This is a genomic window from Pseudomonas sp. 2024-210, from assembly GCF_045062345.1.
Taxonomy (GTDB): Bacteria; Pseudomonadota; Gammaproteobacteria; order Pseudomonadales; family Pseudomonadaceae; genus Aquipseudomonas.
Window position 1 is genome coordinate 44,372 of record NZ_JBJGEJ010000021.1, and the last position, 19,589, is coordinate 63,960.

General features: G+C 58.3%; 18 protein-coding genes. 8 read left to right on the top strand and 10 right to left on the bottom strand.

From position 1 onward, the window contains the following. The first annotated feature begins 149 nt into the window (after window positions 1-149). The 8 genes from ACI7MX_RS21030 to ACI7MX_RS21065 all read left to right on the top strand — a co-directional run bounded on the left by ACI7MX_RS21030 (window position 150) and on the right by ACI7MX_RS21065 (window position 9,761). The gene (locus tag ACI7MX_RS21030) at window positions 150-890 is read left to right on the top strand and encodes a flagellar basal body rod protein FlgF (protein ID WP_314488803.1); all 741 of its coding nucleotides are present in this window, start codon (window positions 150-152) and stop codon (window positions 888-890) included. Window positions 891-935: 45 nt separating this feature from the next. After that, entirely contained in the window at window positions 936-1,721 is a 786-nt protein-coding gene (gene flgG / locus ACI7MX_RS21035) for a flagellar basal-body rod protein FlgG (RefSeq protein WP_314488800.1), read from the top strand. A gap of 24 nt (window positions 1,722-1,745) precedes the next feature. After that, complete coding sequence (flgH, locus tag ACI7MX_RS21040; protein ID WP_314488797.1) at window positions 1,746-2,441, top strand: flagellar basal body L-ring protein FlgH; 696 nt, start codon at window positions 1,746-1,748, stop codon at window positions 2,439-2,441. A 12-nt stretch (window positions 2,442-2,453) separates the two neighbouring features. Further along, entirely contained in the window at window positions 2,454-3,563 is a 1,110-nt protein-coding gene (locus tag ACI7MX_RS21045; RefSeq protein WP_405591529.1) for a flagellar basal body P-ring protein FlgI, read from the top strand. Between the two features lie 10 nt (window positions 3,564-3,573). Beyond that, window positions 3,574-4,836 (top strand): flagellar assembly peptidoglycan hydrolase FlgJ, encoded by a 1,263-nt coding sequence (flgJ, locus tag ACI7MX_RS21050; protein ID WP_405591526.1) that lies wholly within the window; start codon window positions 3,574-3,576, stop codon window positions 4,834-4,836. Window positions 4,837-4,846: 10 nt separating this feature from the next. Then, window positions 4,847-6,868, top strand: coding sequence for a flagellar hook-associated protein FlgK (gene flgK, locus ACI7MX_RS21055; protein ID WP_405612729.1), 2,022 nt, complete (start codon window positions 4,847-4,849; stop codon window positions 6,866-6,868). Between the two features lie 14 nt (window positions 6,869-6,882). Next, window positions 6,883-8,454: a flagellar hook-associated protein 3 gene (locus ACI7MX_RS21060; protein WP_405591835.1), complete on the top strand. Its 1,572-nt coding sequence runs from the start codon at window positions 6,883-6,885 to the stop codon at window positions 8,452-8,454. A gap of 380 nt (window positions 8,455-8,834) precedes the next feature. After that, the gene (locus ACI7MX_RS21065; RefSeq protein ID WP_314488781.1) at window positions 8,835-9,761 is read left to right on the top strand and encodes a ketoacyl-ACP synthase III; all 927 of its coding nucleotides are present in this window, start codon (window positions 8,835-8,837) and stop codon (window positions 9,759-9,761) included. 536 nt (window positions 9,762-10,297) lie between these two features. On the opposite strand, the gene ACI7MX_RS21070 is transcribed toward ACI7MX_RS21065, so the two are convergent. The 10 genes from ACI7MX_RS21070 to ACI7MX_RS21115 all read right to left on the bottom strand — a co-directional run bounded on the left by ACI7MX_RS21070 (window position 10,298) and on the right by ACI7MX_RS21115 (window position 19,475). Then, window positions 10,298-10,843, bottom strand: a complete 546-nt coding sequence (locus ACI7MX_RS21070; protein ID WP_405591839.1) for an adenine phosphoribosyltransferase — start codon at window positions 10,841-10,843, stop codon at window positions 10,298-10,300. A gap of 57 nt (window positions 10,844-10,900) precedes the next feature. Further along, the gene (fnr, locus tag ACI7MX_RS21075) at window positions 10,901-11,635 is read right to left on the bottom strand and encodes a fumarate/nitrate reduction transcriptional regulator Fnr (RefSeq protein ID WP_122782168.1); all 735 of its coding nucleotides are present in this window, start codon (window positions 11,633-11,635) and stop codon (window positions 10,901-10,903) included. 145 nt (window positions 11,636-11,780) lie between these two features. Beyond that, the gene (gene hemN, locus ACI7MX_RS21080) at window positions 11,781-13,163 is read right to left on the bottom strand and encodes an oxygen-independent coproporphyrinogen III oxidase (protein WP_405591843.1); all 1,383 of its coding nucleotides are present in this window, start codon (window positions 13,161-13,163) and stop codon (window positions 11,781-11,783) included. 91 nt (window positions 13,164-13,254) lie between these two features. Continuing rightward, window positions 13,255-13,938, bottom strand: a complete 684-nt coding sequence (locus ACI7MX_RS21085) for a sulfite exporter TauE/SafE family protein (protein WP_405591846.1) — start codon at window positions 13,936-13,938, stop codon at window positions 13,255-13,257. Further along, window positions 13,931-14,161 carry a cbb3-type cytochrome oxidase assembly protein CcoS gene (gene ccoS / locus ACI7MX_RS21090; protein WP_405591849.1) on the bottom strand — a complete coding sequence of 77 codons (231 nt, stop codon included), beginning with the start codon at window positions 14,159-14,161 and terminating at the stop codon, window positions 13,931-13,933. The genes ACI7MX_RS21085 and ccoS overlap by 8 nt, the downstream gene beginning before the upstream one ends. Before the next feature lie 20 nt (window positions 14,162-14,181). Beyond that, window positions 14,182-16,632: a heavy metal translocating P-type ATPase gene (locus ACI7MX_RS21095; RefSeq protein WP_405591852.1), complete on the bottom strand. Its 2,451-nt coding sequence runs from the start codon at window positions 16,630-16,632 to the stop codon at window positions 14,182-14,184. Then, complete coding sequence (locus ACI7MX_RS21100; RefSeq protein ID WP_405591855.1) at window positions 16,629-17,171, bottom strand: FixH family protein; 543 nt, start codon at window positions 17,169-17,171, stop codon at window positions 16,629-16,631. Before ACI7MX_RS21100 ends, ACI7MX_RS21095 begins: the two co-directional genes overlap by 4 nt. An 11-nt stretch (window positions 17,172-17,182) precedes the next feature. Then, window positions 17,183-18,598, bottom strand: coding sequence for a cytochrome c oxidase accessory protein CcoG (ccoG, locus tag ACI7MX_RS21105; RefSeq protein WP_405591858.1), 1,416 nt, complete (start codon window positions 18,596-18,598; stop codon window positions 17,183-17,185). Between the two features lie 215 nt (window positions 18,599-18,813). Continuing rightward, the gene (locus tag ACI7MX_RS21110; protein WP_314488752.1) at window positions 18,814-19,224 is read right to left on the bottom strand and encodes a type II toxin-antitoxin system VapC family toxin; all 411 of its coding nucleotides are present in this window, start codon (window positions 19,222-19,224) and stop codon (window positions 18,814-18,816) included. After that, window positions 19,224-19,475 carry a type II toxin-antitoxin system Phd/YefM family antitoxin gene (locus ACI7MX_RS21115; protein ID WP_122782176.1) on the bottom strand — a complete coding sequence of 84 codons (252 nt, stop codon included), beginning with the start codon at window positions 19,473-19,475 and terminating at the stop codon, window positions 19,224-19,226. Before ACI7MX_RS21115 ends, ACI7MX_RS21110 begins: the two co-directional genes overlap by 1 nt. Between the last annotated feature and the right edge of the window lie 114 nt (window positions 19,476-19,589).

The window sequence follows — 19,589 nt, forward strand, 5'->3', positions numbered from 1 at the left end:
TTTTGACCTGCCTCCTGTGCCTCGCGCATTCCGCCAGAACCCCGCCACATAAGCCTTTCCCACCGTCAAAAAAAAGTTGGTGCGCAAATTGCTTGACGCTCTGTAGTACAGCGGTGGGCGGCAAGCGTCCGTCAGACAGAGGAAAGACTGTGGACAAGTACCTTTATGTGGCAATGACCGGCGCCAGTCAGAACGCGCTGGCGCAAAAGGCGCATGCCAACAATCTGGCGAACATTTCGACCAACGGTTTTCAACGCGATTTGGAGCAAGCGCGCTCCATGCCAGTGTTTGGCGACAGCTTTCCGGCGCGTGCCTTCGCCTTGAGCGAGCGCCCGGCCACCGATTTCAGCCCCGGTGCAATGGTCGAAACCGGCCGTGATCTGGATGTGGCGGTGTCTGGCGACGGTTGGCTGGCGGTACAGGCACCCGATGGCAGCGAAGCCTACGTGCGCACAGCCAGCATGAATGTCGATGCAATGGGCATTCTGCGTGCGGGCAACGGCATGCCGGTCATGGGCAATGGCGGGCCGATTGCCGTGCCGCCCCAGCAGCAAATCGAAGTCGGCGAAGACGGCACCATTTCGATCAGGGCCCAGGGCGAAGGCCCGCAGGTCATGGCTCAGGTCGACCGTATCAAGCTGGTTCAGCCCGACCTCAAGACCATGAGCAAAGGCCTCGACGGCCTGATCCATACCAACAACGGTCAACCGGCGGTGGCCGATGCCAATGTGAAAGTGGTGTCGGGCTTTCTGGAGGCCAGCAACGTCAATGCCGTCGATGAGATGACCTCGGTGCTGGCCTTGTCCAAGCAGTTTGAACTGCACATCAAAATGATGAACACCGCCAAAGAAGACGATCAAGCCATGACCCGCGTCCTGGCAATGAGCTAATTACCTAAACGCTGCGCCGATAAACTGGCGCGCGAGGAGAGCACGATGCTTCCAGCACTGTGGGTTGCAAAAACCGGTTTGGCTGCACAAGACACTAACCTGACGACGATTTCCAACAACCTGGCCAACGTCTCGACCACGGGTTTTAAACGTGATCGCGCCGAGTTCCAGGACTTGCTTTACCAGATCAAGCGCCAGCCGGGTGCTCAGTCGACCCAGGACAGCGAACTGCCGTCAGGTCTGCAAGTGGGCACCGGGGTGCGCATTGTCGGCACCCAGAAGAACTTCTCGACAGGTAGCCTGCAAACCACCGACCAGCCGCTGGACATGGCGATCAATGGACGGGGTTTTTTCCAGATCATGCAGCCTGACGGAACAACCTCTTACACCCGTGACGGCACTTTCCATCTGGACGCCAATGGCCAGATCGTGACGGCCAACGGTTTTGCCCTTGAACCGGCGATTGTGGTGCCCGCGGATGCTCAGACCTTCACGGTCGGTCAGGACGGCACGGTTTCCGTCACCATTGCCGGCAACCCCGCGGCACAGGTGATCGGCAACCTGCAGACCGCCGATTTTATCAACCCAGCCGGTTTGCAGGCTCAGGGCGGCAACCTGTTCCTTGAAACCGCGTCCAGCGGCGCGCCGCAAGTCGGTACGCCGGGCCTCAACGGTTTTGGCTTGACCATGCAAAGCACCCTTGAGACGTCGAACGTCAGCACCGTGGAAGAGATGGTCAACATGATCACCACCCAGCGTGCTTACGAGATGAACTCCAAAGTGATTTCCACCGCCGATCAAATGTTGTCGTTTGTTACGCAAAATCTGTAATTACGTAAAAAGGCGGGAGAGGTCATGAAGCGCTTGTATTCTGTTCTGGCACTGGGTGCGGTCACGTTTCTGGCAGGCTGTGTCAGCCCGCCGCCACGCCCTAACGATCCGTACTACGCCCCTGTACTGCCGCGCACGCCGTTGCCGGCAGCGGCTAATAACGGCTCGATTTACCAGGCAGGCTTTGAACAGAACCTGTACAGCGACCGCAAGGCGTTTCGCATCGGTGACATCATCACCATTACCCTGAACGAGAAGACTCAGGCGAGCAAAAACGCCAACTCGGCCATTGGTAAAAACAGTAACACCAGTCTCGGCCTGACCTCCTTCTTCGGAGGTGGGTTGACCACCAACAACCCGCTGGGCAGTGGCGACTTGAGCCTGGATGCCGGTTACAGCGGCAGCCGCGCGACCAAGGGCGATAGCAAAGCCGGACAGGGCAATAGCTTGACCGGTTCAATCACCGTGACCGTGGCCGATGTGTTGCCTAACGGCATCATCGCGGTACGGGGTGAGAAGTGGATGACCCTCAACACCGGCGATGAACTGGTACGCATTGCCGGGCTGGTGCGCGCTGATGACATCGCCACCGACAACACGGTGTCCTCTACCCGGGTGGCCGATGCACGCATTACCTATTCGGGCACCGGTTCGTTTGCCGATGCGAGCCAGCCGGGCTGGTTTGACCGTTTCTTCCTTAGCCCACTGTTCCCGTTCTAGGTGATGGCCTCCATGTCCAACCTCAAGCATTTGCTGGCAGCGCTATTGTTGTTATCGACCTCACTGGGTGTTCACGCCGAACGGTTGAAAGACATTGCCAGCATTTCCGGCGTGCGTTCCAACCAATTGATTGGTTATGGCCTGGTGGTCGGACTTAACGGGACGGGCGACCAGACCACGCAAACCCCGTTCACCTTGCAGACGTTCAACAACATGCTGTCGCAGTTCGGCATCAAGGTGCCGGCGGGCACCGGCACTGTGCAGTTGAAAAACGTTGCGGCGGTGTCCATCAGCGCCGATTTGCCCGCATTCGCCAAGCCGGGGCAGGTGATCGACATCACCGTTTCCTCCATCGGTAACTCCAAAAGCCTGCGCGGAGGCACGCTGCTGCTGACGCCGCTCAAGGGCATCGACGGCAATGTCTACGCCGTGGCGCAAGGCAATCTGGTAGTGGGCGGGTTTGATGCCGAAGGCCGCGACGGTTCGAAAATCACCGTTAACGTGCCGTCAGCCGGGCGTATTCCGGGGGGCGCATCGGTTGAACGAGCTGTGCCCAGCGGTTTCAATCAGGGCAACAGCCTGACGTTGAACCTTAATCGCTCCGACTTCACCACGGCCAAACGCGTTGTCGACAAGATCAACGACTTGCTCGGCCCCGGTGTGGCACAGGCGATTGATGGCGGTTCGGTACGCGTGACTGCGCCGCTGGACCCAAGCCAGCGGGTCGATTACCTGTCGATTCTGGAGAATCTTGAAGTCGATCCGGGGCAGGCGGTGGCTAAGGTCATCATCAACTCGCGCACCGGCACCATCGTGATTGGCCAGAACGTCAAAGTGTCGCCCGCCGCCGTGACTCATGGCAGCCTGACCGTGACCATTACCGAAGACCCGATTGTCAGCCAGCCCGGCCCGCTGTCCAACGGCGAGACGGCGGTGGTGCCGCGTTCGCGCGTCAACGCTCAGCAGGAAGCCAAGCCGATGTTCAAGTTCGGCCCGGGCACCACCCTGGACGAAATTGTTCGGGCGGTGAATCAGGTGGGGGCGGCGCCAGGTGATTTGATGGCGATTCTCGAAGCGCTTAAACAGGCCGGTGCGTTGCAAGCCGACCTGATCGTGATTTGAGGCTGACGTTATGGACTTGAGCAAGCGCGGCGTCACTAGCAGCGATTCGGGGGCCTTCACCGACCTGAACCGGCTCAACAGCCTGAAAGTGGGCGATCGCGAAAGCGACAGCAATATGCGCAAGGTGGCGCAGGAGTTTGAGTCGCTGTTCCTCAACGAAATGCTCAAATCCATGCGCTCGGCCAACGAAGTATTGGGCAAGGACAATCCGCTCAATACCCCGGCTGCCAAACAGTACCAAGAAATGTACGACCAGCAGCTGTCGGTGACGATGTCCCGGCAGGGTGGCGGCATTGGTCTGGCTGACGTTTTGATGCGCCAGATGTCGAAGAACAAGCCCACTGCCCCTGATGATGCTGTGGTGACCACGGCGCTGACGAGCGAGCCCAAAACGCCCGCCTCAACGACGGTGGCAGCGACCCCCAGCAGCCCGTTCGTTCGCGCTTCGGGGCAGCGTGCCTTGTGGAGTGCGCGGGTTGCAGCACCCACGGCGACCGAAGGCGGTCATCAAAACGATATGGCCAAGATCAATCAGCGGCGCTTGGCCTTGCCGAGCAAACTGACCGATCGACTCCTGGCGGGCATCGTGCCATCTGCCGACCCGGCGCGCTCGACCCTCAATACCGGCACGGTGCCGGGGCGTACCTCGCCGGGTCTGGACGCCGTGCTTAAAGGCAGTCGCCAGCCCATGCTAAGTGCCAACGGCGTGCAAGGGCGTATGCAAATTTATGGGCGTGCCGTGGCGCAGCCGCCGCTGGCGCCGGCCAAGCAAGCGTTCGAGTCGCCGGATGCCTTTGTCGCCACGATGTTGCCGATGGCCCAACAGGCGGCCGACCGTATTGGTGTCGACCCGCTGTACCTGGTGGCCCAGGCCGCGCTTGAAACTGGGTGGGGCAAGTCGGTGATGCGCCAGCAAAATGGCAGCAGCAGCCACAACCTGTTCGGTATCAAAGCCACGGGCAACTGGCAAGGCGCGCAAGCACGAGCCATCACCAGCGAATTCAAGGGCGGGCAGATGGTCAAGGAAACGGCGGACTTCCGTTCCTATGACTCGTATCAAGACAGCTTCCACGATCTGGTCACCCTGTTACAAAGCAACAATCGTTATAAAGAAGTGCTGAACGCGGCCGATAAACCAGAGCAGTTTGTTCGAGAGTTGCAAAAGGCCGGTTACGCGACCGACCCCGAATATGCGAGCAAGATTTCGCAGATAGCCAAGCAAATGAAGACCTATCAGAGCTACGTCTCTACGGGTTCTTTAACGAATTTATAAGGTTTGAACCATGGCGAGTTTGATCAACATCGGGATGTCGGGGCTCAATGCCAGCCAAGGGGCGTTGGCGACGGTCGGCAATAATATTGCCAACGCGAACACCTCGGGCTACTCGCGTCAGCAAATCGTGCAGGGCACGGCGGCCTCGCAGCAGGTGGGCGGGGTGTTTATCGGCACCGGTACGACCTTGGCCGATGTGCGCCGGGTGTACAACGCTTACCTCGACGCCCAGTTGCAAACCACCACTTCGCTCAACGGCGACGCACAGGCCTATCTCGATCAGATTGGCTCGGTCGACAAGCTGCTGTCTGACTCCAGCACGGGCGTTTCGGCCGCGTTGAGCAGTTTTTTTACCGCCCTGCAAACCTCGGCAGCGGCGCCCGGCAATACCTCGTCCCGCCAACTGCTGCTGACCAGTGCGCAAACGTTGAGCAACCGCTTCAACTCTATTTCGTCCCAGCTCAACCAGCAGAACGAGGGCATCAACAGCCAGCTCGATACGCTGACCTCCTTGGTCAACCAGCACACGGCGACTTTGGCTTCGCTGAACAAGCAGATTGCTCAGGCGACCACCGCCGGCAACACGCCGAACGACCTGCTGGATGCGCGCAACGAAACCGTCCGCAGCCTCAATGAGCTGGTCGGGGTGACGGTTCAGGAGCACGACAACGTTTATGACGTGACGTTGGGTACGGGCCAGTCCCTGGTGCAGGGCAGCACCTCCAACACGATTTCGGCGGTGCCGGGCAAAGTCGACAAAAGCCAGTTCAGCATTCAGATCAACTACCCGCAGTCCACCTCCGATGTGACCTCGGTGATCAGTGGCGGCAAGATCGGCGGTCTGTTGCGCTATCGCGAAGACGTGCTGGCGCCGGCCATGAATGATCTGGGGCGCACCGCGATGGTGGTGGCCGACGCGATCAACACGCAGTTGGGGCAGGGACTGGATGCCAATGGCGAGTTTGGCTCGTCATTGTTCAACAGCATCAACAGCGCGCAGGCCATCAGCCAGCGCAGCCTGGCTTCGTCCAGCAACAGCGCCGGCTCAGGCAACCTGGACGTGAGCATTACCAACAGCGGTGCGCTGACAACGTACGATTATCAAGTCACGTTCAGCAGCGACAACGACTACACCGTCAAGCGCTCGGACGGCACCAGCATGGGCTCGTTCAAGCTGGATCAAAAACCGGCCGCCGTGATCGACGGCTTTACGATGACCCTCAACGGCGGGGATTTGAGCAAGGGCGATACGTTCAAAGTCAGCCCCACCCGTAATGGCGCCAGCGCCATCGGCGTGCAAATGACCGATTCGAGTCAGTTGGCCTTTGCCGCGCCATTGGTGGCCAGTGCAGGCAGCTCGAACACCGGCACCGGCGCTGTGAGCACGCCCACTCTGTCTGCGGCACTGGACATCTACGGCGGGGCAGCTTTGGGGCTGAAGCAGTCGCAGATTGAAAGCGCAATGCCGGTTCGCATTGCCTTTGACGAAGCGGTCAATGGCACGCAGAGCTACCGCGTACTGAATGAAAAAGGCGATGAGATCGGCACGGGCACCATCGTGCCGGGCCAAGGCAACAAAGTAACGATCAATGTGCCCGTCACCAACGCTGACGGCACCACGACCCAGATCGCTTTTGACACCACCTTCAGCGGCTCGCCGGGCAAGGGCGACAGCTTTGACATCAAGTTCAACAAGGACGCCAAGGCCGACAACACCAACGCCAACTTGCTGCTTGACCTGCAAACCAAAGCCACCGTTGGGGTGACTGCCGGGGGCGGTGGGGTGAGCATGACGGGGGCTTACACCCAACTGGTTTCATCGGTGGGTGGCAAGGCCAGCCAGGCGAAAGTGGATGCCACGGCCAACACGGCGGCGCTGTCCTATGCCAAGGAAGTGCGCAACTCGGTGTCTCAGGTCAACCTGGATGAAGAAGCGTCCAACCTGGTCAAGTTTCAGCAGTACTACACCGCCTCGTCGCAGATCATTAAAGCGGCGCAAGAAACCTTCACCACGCTGATCAACAGCCTTTAAGGGAGCCTTCGACGATGCGCATTTCCACATCCCAGTTTTATGAGTCGACCAGCGCGACCTATCAGAACAACTTTTCGTCGGTGGTGAAAACCCAGACCCAGATTGACTCGGGTGTGCGCATCCAGTCCGCAGGTGATGACCCGGCCGGTGCAGCGCAGTTGTTATTACTGCAGCAGCAAAAAGACATGCTGGGGCAGTACAGCACCAACATGAACACCATCAAGGCTTCCCTGAACAATCAGGAAAGCATTCTGGACAGCATCAATACGGCGCTGCAAAAGGCTAAAAACCTGACCATTCAGGCAGGTGGCATTATCAGTGATGCCGACCGTTCTTCTATTGCCAATGAAATTGGCGGCATTGAAGAACAAGTCTTCAGCTTGCTTAACAGCAAGGATGCCGACGGCAACTACATGTTTTCGGGTTCAAAAACGTCAACGCCGCCCTATGCGCGCAACAATGACGGCACCTATACCTACCAGGGCGATGACATTCAGCTGAACCTGAAAGTCTCGGACACCATCACGATGGCCGGCAGTGACACGGCCCGCAGCTTTCTGGAAGGCTCCCCGAATACCGGGCGCACTCAAGCAACGCTGCAGCCCCCGGCGGTCAATGATGGCAAGGTGTCTATTACTGCGGGCACGGTGACTTCAACGGCGGTGTATGACCAGGGGTTTACGGCGGGTCAGCCTTACACCCTGACGTTCACGAGCAGCACTCAGTTCACCTTGACGGACGGTACGGGCAAGGACATTACCTCTGAAATAGCCGGTAACGGGACGTTCGATTCGACCAAGGAAGGCGCCCACAGTGTCAACCTGCGCGGCGTTCAGTTTGATATCGGCATGGATTTCAGCGGCGCAGAGGACACAGTGGCTCAGGATGCACTGGCCAAGGACAAGGTCTTTACGCTTGAAGCCAAGCCTGACAGCTTCAATGTGTCACGCACCCCGAGCAATCCCTCTACGGCGCAATTGACCCGTGCGAGTATCGCCGACGCGAAACAGTACAGCGACAGCTTCCCCAGCAGCGGGGCGGTGATCAAATTCACCAGCGCCACCGAGTATCAAGTGTTTGCGCAGCCATTGAGCGCCAACAACAAGCCGCTGGCCGAAGGCACCATGACCGGCACCTCGGTGACGGCAGCCGGGGTTAAATTTGATTTCTCAGATGCCCCCAAGGCGGGCGACCAATTTGTGGTGAATGCTGACAACCACAAAAACCAGAGTGCTCTGGATACACTCAGCGAGATTCGCAAGGCATTGTTGGTACCCACCGATAATGACCCGGTGGCCAAGCTCAAGCAGCGCGACGTGCTCAGCGCCACCATCGGTAATCTGAGCAATGCCAGCGAGCACGTGGATAAAGCACGTGGCTCTATTGGTTCGCGGTTGAATGCCGTTGATATTCAGGCGGACGCCAACACCAGCATGGGCCTGGCCAACGACACCACCATGTCGGCCATTGGCAATACCGATATGGCCAGCGCGTCGGTTGATCTGGCGTTCCAGAAAGCCATGCTAGAGGCATCGCAACTGGCGTTCGTCAAAATTGCTCAGTTGAGCCTGTTTAACCAGCTCTGATGGCGCACTTAAATACGTAGCAGCTGTCGAGCCTGCGAGGCTGCGACCGGCGGCGAAGCCGTCGTAAATTCAGCCCCGCAGAAATCTCTATCGACTCTCGGGATTACTCCTTGCGATCGCTTCGCAATCGGACGTCGCCTTCGGCAACTGCTACGAATCGCCAGGTATCGTGCGAAATGTTTTGCAAAAACCACGCAAAATAGCGTGACCTGTGAGTCACAACGCGCATCTCACTGTATCGTGTGCAGCATACGGGCGGGTGCCGAGCCATTTACGGGCTATTTTTTGTATTTTCAGGCACTCATTCAAGCCCTTTTATTGTTAACGCCCCTCGATTGTTCGAGCGGTGATCTCCAGCTATTCAGTATTGGGAAGCCACAATGATTGGCATTAAAAGCATCGCCAGTTACGTGCCTGCGAACGGCGTAGACAACTACGCTCAAGGCGCGAAATTCTCCAAGGACGAAGAATTCATTCTGGGCAAGATTGGCTCGGCTTTCCTGCCGCGCAAAGGTGCTGACCAGGAAACCTCGGATCTGTGTGTCGAAGCTGTCAATGCACTGTTCGCCAACAATCCGCAGCTCCAGCGCGAATCTATTGACGCGCTGATTGTTGTTACGCAAAACGGTGACGCAGAAGGCTTGCCGCACACCGCCGCCATTGTTCAAGACAAACTCGGCTTGCCGACCCACGTCGCCGCCTTTGATATATCCCTGGGGTGCTCGGGGTACGTCTACGGCATTTACGCGATGAAAGGCTTTATGGAAGCCACGGGCCTGAAAAACGGCCTGTTGATCACCGCCGACCCGTATTCGAAAATCGTCGACCCTGAAGACCGCAACACCACCATGTTGTTTGGCGACGCCGCAACGGCCACCTGGATGGGCGAAGAGGCTCCCTGGCAGCTGGGCAAGGCCAAGTTCGGCACCGACGGTTCCGGAGCGCCGCACCTTAAGGTCAGCGATGGCGTGTTCTTTATGAACGGTCGTCAGGTGTTCAACTTCGCGCTGCTTAAAGTGCCAGCGCACTTGCATGAGCTGATGGAAGAGTCGCATTTGACCTCGCAAGACATCGACGCGTTCTGCATCCATCAGGGCAGTGCGGCAATTGTCGATGCGGTCGCGCGTCGTTTTGAGGGTGAGCCTGAGAAGTTCATCAAGGACATGGTCGAGACCGGCAATACCGTGTCTTCGAGCATTCCGCTGCTGCTGGAAAAACACGTGATGGACGCCACCTGGAAGCGCGTTGCGCTCAGCGGCTTCGGTGTGGGCTTGTCGTGGGGCTCGGCGATTATCTATCGGCCGTAAAAAATAGCTTCAAGCTTGAAGCGACAACGCAAAACGCCCATGGCCGAATACGCCATGGGCGTTTTGCGTTGGGGTCATTTGTGCGTAACCGTAAAGCGTTCCTTTCGGTATTTTTAGGTGCATATCCATTGCTGCGGTAACGGCCACTTAAGGTTCCGGCTTTACGCCGGGCCACTTTGAAAAGCGCAAAGTGGCCAAACGCTTTCGCCCCTACCACTCGGTGCCTCGCTGTGGCTCGGCATGCCCTCACACAGGCCTTGCTCCGTGGGCCCGCCGCGATCGGCCATCCTTGGCCGTGTCGCGGCTAACCCGGCGTCCTGCCGGGTCACCCACTGCGCAAAACCTGTGTGAGGCCAGCGTGGTTTAAGGGGGCTGATAAATCAAAAGCCAGATCAAGATCAACAGATCGCGCTATATCCCGGGAACCGTAGCAGTTGACGAGCTCCGCGAGGCTACGTCTCCTGCCTGCCGGATCTATCTGCAAACACAAGAAACCGTACTGTATGCCTTGAGCACGAGAGCGAAGGTGCCTTGAATCACTCTGTGAGCGAGAACTCGGTCAGGCAGAAGGTGGGCACGCCCATCTCTTGCAAACGCTTGGAGCCGCCCAGTTCTGGCAAGTCGATAATGGCGGCGGCTTCAAACACCTGCGCACCCATGCGACGTACCAGGTTGGCAGCGGCGATCAGTGTGCCGCCTGTAGCGATCAGGTCATCGACGATCAGCAGCGAGTCGCCTTCGCACAAGCTGTCAGCGTGCACTTCCAGAAAAGCTTCGCCATATTCTGTCTGATAGCCTTCGGCCAAGACGTCGGCAGGCAACTTCCCTTGCTTGCGAAACAGAATTAACGGTTTGTTGAGCTGATGCGCGAGCACCGAACCGATGAGAAAGCCGCGCGCGTCCATTGCGCCGATGTGGCTGAAATCAGCTTCGACGTAACGGTGAATAAAAGTATCGGCGATGACACGCATGGCGCGTGGTGATTGGTACAGCGGCGTGATATCGCGGAAAATGACGCCCTTTTTAGGGAAGTCAACTACAGGGCGAATCAAGGGTTTGAGGCAAAAATCGTCGGCGACCATGGTCGGGCTATCCTGGTGTGCGTTAAGCGCGTCAGTATAACCCGGACCGTGATGAATTCAGACTTCCAGTGAGCCGCCGGCCAAGGCGCATAGCTTGATCGGGTCAAGAATATGGACTTCTTTGCCTTCTGCCTGGATCAGCTCGTTTTCTTGCAGGCGGGTAAACACGCGGGAAACGGTTTCGACGGCCAGACCCAGGTAGTTACCGATTTCATTGCGCGACATGCTCAGACGATACTGGTTTGCAGAGAAGCCGCGAGCACGGAAGCGTGCCGACAAGTTCACCAAAAACGTGGCAATCCGTTCATCGGCGGTCTTTTTCGAGAGCAACAACATCATTTGCTGATCGTCACGAATTTCGCGGCTCATGATGCGCATCAGCTGGCGGCGCAGTTGTGGCAGTTGTACGGACAGTTCGTCCAGACGCTCAAAGGGTATTTCGCATACCGGTGTGGTTTCCAGCGCTTGTGCGGAGACCGGGTACGCCTCGGTGCCCATGCCGGATAAACCCACCAGCTCGCTGGGCAGATGAAAGCCAGTGATCTGTTCTTCACCCGAGTCGCTCAAGCTGAATGTCTTCAATGCCCCAGAACGTACCGCGTAGACCGAGCCAAAAGGATCGCCCTGGCGAAACAGAAACTCGCCTTTTTTCAAGGGGCGACCGCGCTTGACGATTTCCTCTAACGCATCCATGTCTTCCAGATTCAACGAAAGTGGCAAACAAAGAGGGGCGAGACTGCAATCCTTGCAGTTGGCCTGACTATGAGCGCGCAGTTTTACTGGCTCGGACATTTCTTCAATCCTTGTGGGAAAACACACATAAGTTGCAAGGGTAACTCAGCGACGAGGTCGAGGCCAGTGCACCATAGCGGTGCCGCGACCTAAGTCTCATGGCGGCATCACGCAGGATTAACAGATTGATGAGTATTAAAGACACTTAGATCACTCGCGAGAATCGTTCGCGACTGGACTTTTCCAGGTACGCATCGAAGACCATGCACACCGAACGCACCAGTAACCGGCCTGCAGGCAGCACGGTCAATTGTTCTGCGTCCAGGGCGATCAGCCCATCGGCTGCCATTCTCTGCAAGGCGGGCCACTGCGGGGCAAAGTAGCCCCGAAAGTCGATGTTGAAGGCGTGTTCTACCGGGGCGAACGGCAGGTGCAGGTTGCAGATGATTTGCTGAATGACCTCGCGGCGAATTCGATCGTCCTGATTGCACAGCAGCCCTCGGCTGGTGGCGAGCTGGCCGCTGCCCAGCGCGTGCTGGTACTGCGTCAGGTCGCTGTTGTTCTGACAATAAAGGTCGCCGATCTGGCTAATGGCCGATACGCCCAGGCCGATCAGGTCGCAATGACCGTGGGTGGTGTAGCCCTGAAAATTGCGTTGCAGTGTTGATTCTTCCTGAGCGATGGCCAGTTCGTCGTCCGGCAGGGCGAAATGATCCATGCCGATGTAGCGGTAACCGGCGCGGGTCAATTGCTCAATGGTGTGCTCAAGCATGCTTAACTTTTCAGCGGGCGAGGGCAGCTCCAGAGGGTTGATCCGCCGCTGGGGCATAAAGCGCTCGGGCAAGTGCGCGTAATTGAAGACGGACAAACGATCCGGTTGCAGGCTGATCACTTCTTCGATGGTATGCGCGAAGGCTTGCGGGGTTTGTTTGGGTAAACCATAGATCAGGTCAATATTGATCGAACGAAACTGCAAGGTGCGGGCAGCATCGATGACCGCGCGGGTCTCTTCCATGCTTTGCAGGCGATTGACGGCGCGCTGCACCTGCGGGTCCAGGTCCTGCAGACCAATGCTGACGCGGTTGAAACCCAGCTCGCGTAACAGGCCCATGGTTGACCAGTCAGCTTCTCGCGGATCGATTTCGATGCCGTAATCGCCCGAGTCGTCATCCAGCACGTTGAAGTGTTTGCGTAATGTCAGCATCAGCTGGCGCAATTGATCGTGACTGAGAAACGTCGGTGTGCCCCCGCCAAAGTGCAGCTGTTCGACTTTTTGTCTGGGGTCTAGGTGGCAGGCGATTTGCTGGATTTCTTGTTCCAGTCGTTGCAGGTAAAGCTGCGCCCTGCCACGGTCTTTGGTGATGACCTTGTTGCAGGCGCAGTAGTAGCAAATATTGGCGCAAAACGGTATGTGTACATACAGAGACAGCGGGCGTAGCGCCTTACGACTTTCGCGCAGGGCGTGTAACAGGTCGAAAGGGCTGACCTGATTATTGAATTGCACCGCCGTCGGGTATGAGGTGTAGCGGGGGCCGGCCATATCGTAGCGGCGTATTAATGTTGAGTCCCAACGAATGGCGTCGAGCATGCGGGCATTCCCCTGGGATGGCTGTCAATGCTCCGGATTCTAGGGGTTGGAAAGGGGGCAGGCCTTGATATGCATCAACGGCTGATGCGTATCAGTGCCCCATCAACCAGTGCTGATGTGGGCCGGGCAGGGTCCAGATACCGAAGGCAATGACCAGCAAACCTCCGGCCATGCGTACGCTGCGCTTGCGCAACAGGGCCGTGACCCGTTCGGCAGCGAGCCCGGTGGCGAGCAGCACAGGCCATGTGCCAAGACCGAACGCGAGCATGAGTAATGCGCTCTCCATCGCGCTGCCTTGGCTGGCTGACCAGATCAAGGTGCTGTACACCAGTCCGCACGGCAGCCAGCCCCACAGCGCACCGAGCAGCAAGGCGCGGGGCAGAGTCGACACCGGCAGTAGCCGGTTGGCCACGGGCTGAATATGGCGCCACAGGCCGCGCCCCAAACGTTCGATGCGGGTCAATCCGCTCCACCAGCCCGCCAGATACAGGCCCATACAGATCAGCAGCAACCCGGCCAGCAGGCGCATCAACATCGCTGCCGGGCTGTTGGCCACTGCCCACCCGGCCAGCCCCAGCAGCAAACCTGCGCACCCATAGCTGAGAATTCGGCCCAAGTTGTACGCCAGCAACAGCCTGAAGCGGCGGCTGCGTTGCTCTTTGGGAATGGCCATTGTCAAAGCGCCCATCAAGCCACCACACATGCCCAGGCAATGGCCGCCGCCCAGCAGTCCCAGTATGACTGCCGATACCAGTAGGGGCGCGAGCTCAAGCATGGGGTGGCGCCGAGGTGTCGTTGTCCTGAGCGGGCGCAGGATGCTGGCGTCTGGCTTCTTCGACAGCCGCCGTGTGCTGCGGGTCCAGTTCATCAAACAGAATGCTGTGCGCCGGGCTGTCGAGGTCATCGTACTGGCCGCTGTCCACCGCCCAGAAGAAGATGTAGATCGCGATGGCAACAATCAGCAAGGCCGCAGGAATCATGATGTAAAGCGCTGGCATAGAGGCTCCATGCTACGGGTTCAGGCCGCTTGCGGGCGGGCCTCTGCGGTGGGTCGGATGGGTGCCGGATGCGGCAGACGGGTCAGGCGCAAGGCATTGAGCACAACCGTCAACGAACTGATCGACATGCCGATGGCGGCCCAAACGGGGGTGATCCAGCCGAGTGCCGCGAAGGGCAGCATAAGGCCATTGTACAGTCCGGCCCACAGCAGGTTTTCGAGGATGACCCGGCGCGTGCGTCGCGCCAGACTGAACGCTTGCACCAAGGCGTCCAGACGGTTGGACAGCAATACGGCATCGGCGCTTGTTTTGGCCAGGTCAGTGGCTGAACCCATCGCTATGCTGATGTCAGCAGCCGCCAGCACGGGCACATCGTTCACCCCGTCACCCAGCATCAGTACGGTGCGGCCCTGGGCATGCAAGCGTTGCAGTACCAATAATTTGTCATCGGGGCGCATTGCACCCAGTGCTTCGTCAATGCCCAGTTCGGCGGCCACGCTGGCGACCATAGGCGAGCTGTCGCCCGAGAGCAGCAGTGTATGCCAGCCGCGGGCCTTGCACGCCACCACCAGCGCACGTGCATCAGTGCGCAGACGGTCATCGAGTACCAGCCAGGCCAAGGCTCCCTCAGTGTCGCCCAGCAGCAGCCATTGACCGGGTTCATCCGGCATGACCGGGACGGCGCAGTGGCTCAGCTCACAGACGAATGTGGGTTGGCCGATACGCAAGCGCTGTTCACCGACTGTGCCCTCAAGGCCCAGCCCGGGTGTGCTGTGCACGTTTTCAGCGGCTTGCGGGGCGCGGCCAAAAGCGCGGGCGATGGGGTGTTCGGATCGATTTTCGAGGGCGGCGGCGAGGCTCAGGCACTGATCGCTGTCCACCTCACGTAATGGGTGGATGGCTCTTAAGGCCAGGCGGCCTTCGGTGAGGGTGCCGGTTTTGTCGAAAATAACCGTATCAATCTGGTTCAAACCTTCGATCACGTGCCCGCGGGTCAGCAGCAAGCCCAGTTTATGCAGGGTGCCGGTGGCGGCAGTGAGGGCGGTCGGAGTCGCCAAGGACAAGGCGCAAGGGCAGGTGGCGACCAGCATGGCCAGTACGATCCAGAAGGCTCGCGTGGGATCGAGCTGCCACCACAGCAGACCAATCACAAGTGCCGCAATCAACGAAAACAGCAGGAACCATTGCGCAGCTTTGTCAGCAATTTCAGCGAGCCGTGGTTTTTCGGTTTGAGCGCGCTCCAGCAAACGCACAATGGCCGACAGGCGAGTGTCTTGTCCCAGTGCCACTACTTCAACGGTCAGGACCCCTTCGACATTCAATGTACCTGCGGTCACGGTATCGCCCACGCCACGGGGTTGCGGCAGGTATTCGCCGGTTAGTACGGATTCGTCAATGCTGGTCAGGCCTTCGAGAATCTTGCCGTCGGCTGGCAGCGTCGCTCCGGGGTGAACCAATACGGTGTCGCCGACGTTCAGTTCGCTCAGCAGGATGCGTTCGCTCTGGCCGTCTTCGCTCACGCGTAAGCAAGAAGCGGGCAGCAAGTTAACCAGTTGTGCGGTGGCCGCCGCGGTGCGCTCGCGGGCGCGGCGTTCCAGATAGCGCCCGGCCAGCAAAAACAAGGCGAACATGCCCACTGCATCGAAATACAGTTCGCCGACCCCGGTGATCGCGGTCCAAATACCGGCGATATAGGCGCTGCCAATGGCCAGTGAAACCGAAACGTCCATGGTCAGGTGACGGGTGCGCAGGTCGCGCATCGCGCCTTTGAAAAAGGGCGCGCAGCTGTAGAACACGATAGGTGTGGTGAGGAACAGCGCCACCCAGCGCAGGATGGTATGCATCTCGGGGCTGAGGTCAGTGTTGAATTCGGGCCAGGTGGCCATGGTTGCCATCATGGCCTGAAACCACAGTAATCCGGCCACCCCCAGTTGGCGCAAGGCCAGCCGGTTTTCGCTGGCCAGTTGCTCGGTGGCCCGATCCGCCTGATAGGGGTGCGCGGCGTAACCGATATGGCGCAGCTCGCGCAGTAGTTCACTCAGTGGCAACTGACCATCACTCCAGCGCACATGCAGGCGGTGATTGGACAGGTTTAGCCGCGCCTCGCTGACAGCGGGCAAGCGCAGCAGGTGTTTTTCAATGAGCCAGCCGCAGGCAGCACAACTGATGCCCTCCATCAGCAAGGTGGTTTCGGCCTGTTCATCGGTGTGCCGCACAAAGGGCTTTTGCACCTCGGGACGATCGTACAGGGCCAGCTCTTCGCTCAGTTGCGTGGGCAGCGCTTCAGGGTTGGCCGAAGTTTCACTGCGATGCTGGTAATAGCTTTCGAGGCCGCCAGCCACGATGGCTTCGGCGACAGCCTGGCAGCCCGGGCAGCAGAATTCGCGAGGCTGACCCAGTACTACAGCGATACATCGGCGACCGGCCGGAACGGGCAGGGCGCAGTGGTAGCAGGGAACAGGTGTGGTCATGGGACTTGCTGGTGTTCGGCGCCTTGAATCGGCTCATCCCCTAGCATCAGGTCTTTGTCGTGATCGACCTCTTCTTCTTCGAACAGGCGCCAGGTCTGGCCGTTTTCGACACCCAGCAATTCAACGAAGCGGCGCCCTTCAACCTTGTCATCCAGTTGGCCGGTGTAGCGGCCCGGCTCGGAAGGGCTTTGTTTGAGGCTGATGCGACGGTCTTTTTCAGGCTGAGTCGGAGAAATCAGATTCAGCTCCAGCGTGGCGGGTTGACTGTTGCCTTCGAGCAGCACCACCACTTCTCCGGTCAATTCGTCCAGACGCAGTTTGGCTTGCAGTTGCAGCGTCTGGCCGAGCAACTCGCGATCCAGTGAGCGGTTGATGCCTTTACCGGCTTCGTAGTAGTTGTCGTTGACCAGGTGATCCGGGTTATTGACGGCAATGGTCACCATCGAAAGCGTCAAGGTCACTGAGCACGCAAGAATGGCAATGATGATCCACGGCCAAATATGCTTGTACCAAGGGCTAGAGCCGTTTACACCGGGCATGGCAGTTTCTCTTATCTGATGAGTGGGCCGATGAAGCGGCTCTTGGCTTTAACGTTGGTGTCGGGGTTGTCGGCATCCTTGAGGATGAAAAACACCTCGTTAGTGCTGGACGGCAGTTGCTCGGGTGCCACCGACAGCTCGACCGGCAGGCTGACAATGTCGCCTGCTGCGACCTGGATTTCGCGTTTGCCTTGCAGTTTCAGATCAGCCAGGCCCGTGGCTTCCAGCACGTAGGTATGGTCGTGCTGGTCTTTGTTCATGATTTTCAGGCTGTAGACGTTTTCGATCCGGCCTTGTGCGTTTTCGCGGTAGAGCACACGGTCTTTACTGACATCGAAACCAACCAGCGTGCGGGTGAAAAATGCCGCTGCCAGCAGGGCTATCATGGCCATTAAGACCACGGCATAGCCGATCAGGCGCGGGCGAAGTGTGTGGGTTTTCTGCCCTGAAAGATTGTGCTCAGTGGTGTAGCTGATGAGCCCGCGTGGGTAGTTCATCTTGTCCATGATGCTGTCGCAGGCGTCGATGCACGCCGCGCAACCTATGCATTCAATTTGCAGGCCGTCGCGAATGTCGATACCGGTCGGGCAGACTTGCACACACAAGGTGCAGTCGACGCAGTCGCCCAGACCCTGGGCCTTGTAGTCGCTGTCTTTTTTACGAGGGCCGCGCTGCTCGCCACGCCGTGGGTCATACGAGACGATCAGCGTGTCTTTGTCGAACATGACGCTCTGGAAACGCGCATAGGGGCACATGTAAATGCACACCTGCTCGCGCAGCCAGCCGGCATTGCCGTAAGTGGCCAGAGTGAAAAAGCCGACCCAGAAATACGCCCAGCCATCGGCCTGGCCGGTGAAGAATTCGATGACCAATTCGCGGATGGGCGAGAAGTAGCCGACAAAGGTCATGCCGGTGACAAAGCCAATCAGCAGCCACAGGCTGTGTTTGCCGAGTTTGCGAAGGAACTTGTTGGCGCTCATGGGCGCCTTGTCGAGCTTGATACGCTGGTTGCGGTCGCCTTCTGTGACCTTTTCGCACCACATGAAGACCCATGTCCACACGCTTTGCGGGCAGGTATAACCGCACCACACGCGCCCGGCGTACACCGTAATAAAAAACAGCCCAAAGGCGGCGACGATCAGCAGGCCCGATAGCAGGATGAAATCCTGCGGCCAGAACGTAGCGCCAAAAATAAAGAATTTACGCTCGGGAAGGTTCCACCACACTGCCTGGTGACCGCCCCAGTTCAACCAGACCGTCCCGAAATACAGCAAAAACAGAAAAGCGCCACCGACCATGCGCAGGTTGCGAAAGAAACCGGTGAAGGCTCGGGTATAGATCTTTTCCCGGGGAGCATAGAGGTCGACGGTCTGCGGTGTATTTTTGGCAGGTGCAGTCACATCGTTGACAGGAATCTGGTTGCTCATTGGGTCGTCCCACGGCAGTGGAAAATGCCTCGGTCAGTACGTGCCAACCGCGGTCAGAAGGTGGTGCAGTGGCGTAATGATACCTGCGTGACTCCAGTGCAGGGGTGCGACCTTTGGTCGCGTTCACGGGGGTGTAACTTTGGTGTAGCGATTGCTTTAAGTCTTGATGTGGATCAATTGACTTCGGGTATTGACTGAGGGTCCAAAGGCTTGATTCAAAGCTCCCAGGGGTTGATCACGCGAATGCCGTCGAAGCAGAAATCCTTGGCGTTGCGAGTGACGAGGGTCATATCATGAACCAAGGCTGTGGCGCCGATCAGCGCATCGCACTCGTTGCCGCGGTCCGGGACATGCAGGCGGGCGCAACGGCGCGCAACATGACTGTCAATTGACAGCACCCGGCCTGCGAAGGCGGGAATCACATGACCTTCAAGCCAGGTGCGCAAGATGGCTGCCTGCGCTGTGTCGCGCCGTTCCAGGCGCAATATGCCTGTTTCTATTTCTAGCAAGGTGATGGCGGATATATACAATTTGTACGCCTCAACCCCATGCGCCCAGGCCACAACTGCCGGGTCAGCCTGAGGTTTACGAAGCTCCGAGATCACATTGGTGTCGAGTAAGAACATTAAAAATCCAGGGAACGCGGCGTGATGGCTGCGCGTTCGGGTTCAAATTCAACCGGCGCCGAATCAGGCATGACAAGCAAGTCGACGATGCTGGTATTCAGGCCGGTCAGTCGTTGGTACTCCTCCATGCATAGCAGTACATGAGCAGGGCGGCCACGATCGGTGATGTAAACAGGCCCTTGCTGGGCGGCTTTTTTGGCACCGCTTGTGTCTTGATTGAATTCGCGACTTGAAATGGTGGTGATAGCCATGAGGAAAACCTCCCTAACCTAACAATGTAGAAACGTTACTACTTATGGCGTCTGTGATGCAATCGAAACAACAGCCTGTAACAAAACGGCTGCGCGTAAAAGGTGATTGCGCAG

What these genes read in the sequence shown, in the direction of transcription:
- flgG (WP_314488800.1), top strand. Translation starts at nt 936, where the DNA reads ATGCTTCCAGCACTGTGGGTTGCAAAAACCGGTTTGGCTGCACAAGAC.
- flgH (WP_314488797.1), top strand. Translation starts at nt 1,746, where the DNA reads ATGAAGCGCTTGTATTCTGTTCTGGCACTGGGTGCGGTCACGTTTCTG.
- ACI7MX_RS21045 (WP_405591529.1), top strand. Translation starts at nt 2,454, where the DNA reads ATGTCCAACCTCAAGCATTTGCTGGCAGCGCTATTGTTGTTATCGACC.
- flgJ (WP_405591526.1), top strand. Translation starts at nt 3,574, where the DNA reads ATGGACTTGAGCAAGCGCGGCGTCACTAGCAGCGATTCGGGGGCCTTC.
- flgK (WP_405612729.1), top strand. Translation starts at nt 4,847, where the DNA reads ATGGCGAGTTTGATCAACATCGGGATGTCGGGGCTCAATGCCAGCCAA.
- ACI7MX_RS21060 (WP_405591835.1), top strand. Translation starts at nt 6,883, where the DNA reads ATGCGCATTTCCACATCCCAGTTTTATGAGTCGACCAGCGCGACCTAT.
- ACI7MX_RS21065 (WP_314488781.1), top strand. Translation starts at nt 8,835, where the DNA reads ATGATTGGCATTAAAAGCATCGCCAGTTACGTGCCTGCGAACGGCGTA.
- ACI7MX_RS21070 (WP_405591839.1), bottom strand. Translation starts at nt 10,843, where the DNA reads ATGGTCGCCGACGATTTTTGCCTCAAACCCTTGATTCGCCCTGTAGTT.
- fnr (WP_122782168.1), bottom strand. Translation starts at nt 11,635, where the DNA reads ATGTCCGAGCCAGTAAAACTGCGCGCTCATAGTCAGGCCAACTGCAAG.
- hemN (WP_405591843.1), bottom strand. Translation starts at nt 13,163, where the DNA reads ATGCTCGACGCCATTCGTTGGGACTCAACATTAATACGCCGCTACGAT.
- ACI7MX_RS21085 (WP_405591846.1), bottom strand. Translation starts at nt 13,938, where the DNA reads ATGCTTGAGCTCGCGCCCCTACTGGTATCGGCAGTCATACTGGGACTG.
- ccoS (WP_405591849.1), bottom strand. Translation starts at nt 14,161, where the DNA reads ATGCCAGCGCTTTACATCATGATTCCTGCGGCCTTGCTGATTGTTGCC.
- ACI7MX_RS21095 (WP_405591852.1), bottom strand. Translation starts at nt 16,632, where the DNA reads ATGACCACACCTGTTCCCTGCTACCACTGCGCCCTGCCCGTTCCGGCC.
- ACI7MX_RS21100 (WP_405591855.1), bottom strand. Translation starts at nt 17,171, where the DNA reads ATGCCCGGTGTAAACGGCTCTAGCCCTTGGTACAAGCATATTTGGCCG.
- ccoG (WP_405591858.1), bottom strand. Translation starts at nt 18,598, where the DNA reads ATGAGCAACCAGATTCCTGTCAACGATGTGACTGCACCTGCCAAAAAT.
- ACI7MX_RS21110 (WP_314488752.1), bottom strand. Translation starts at nt 19,224, where the DNA reads ATGTTCTTACTCGACACCAATGTGATCTCGGAGCTTCGTAAACCTCAG.
- ACI7MX_RS21115 (WP_122782176.1), bottom strand. Translation starts at nt 19,475, where the DNA reads ATGGCTATCACCACCATTTCAAGTCGCGAATTCAATCAAGACACAAGC.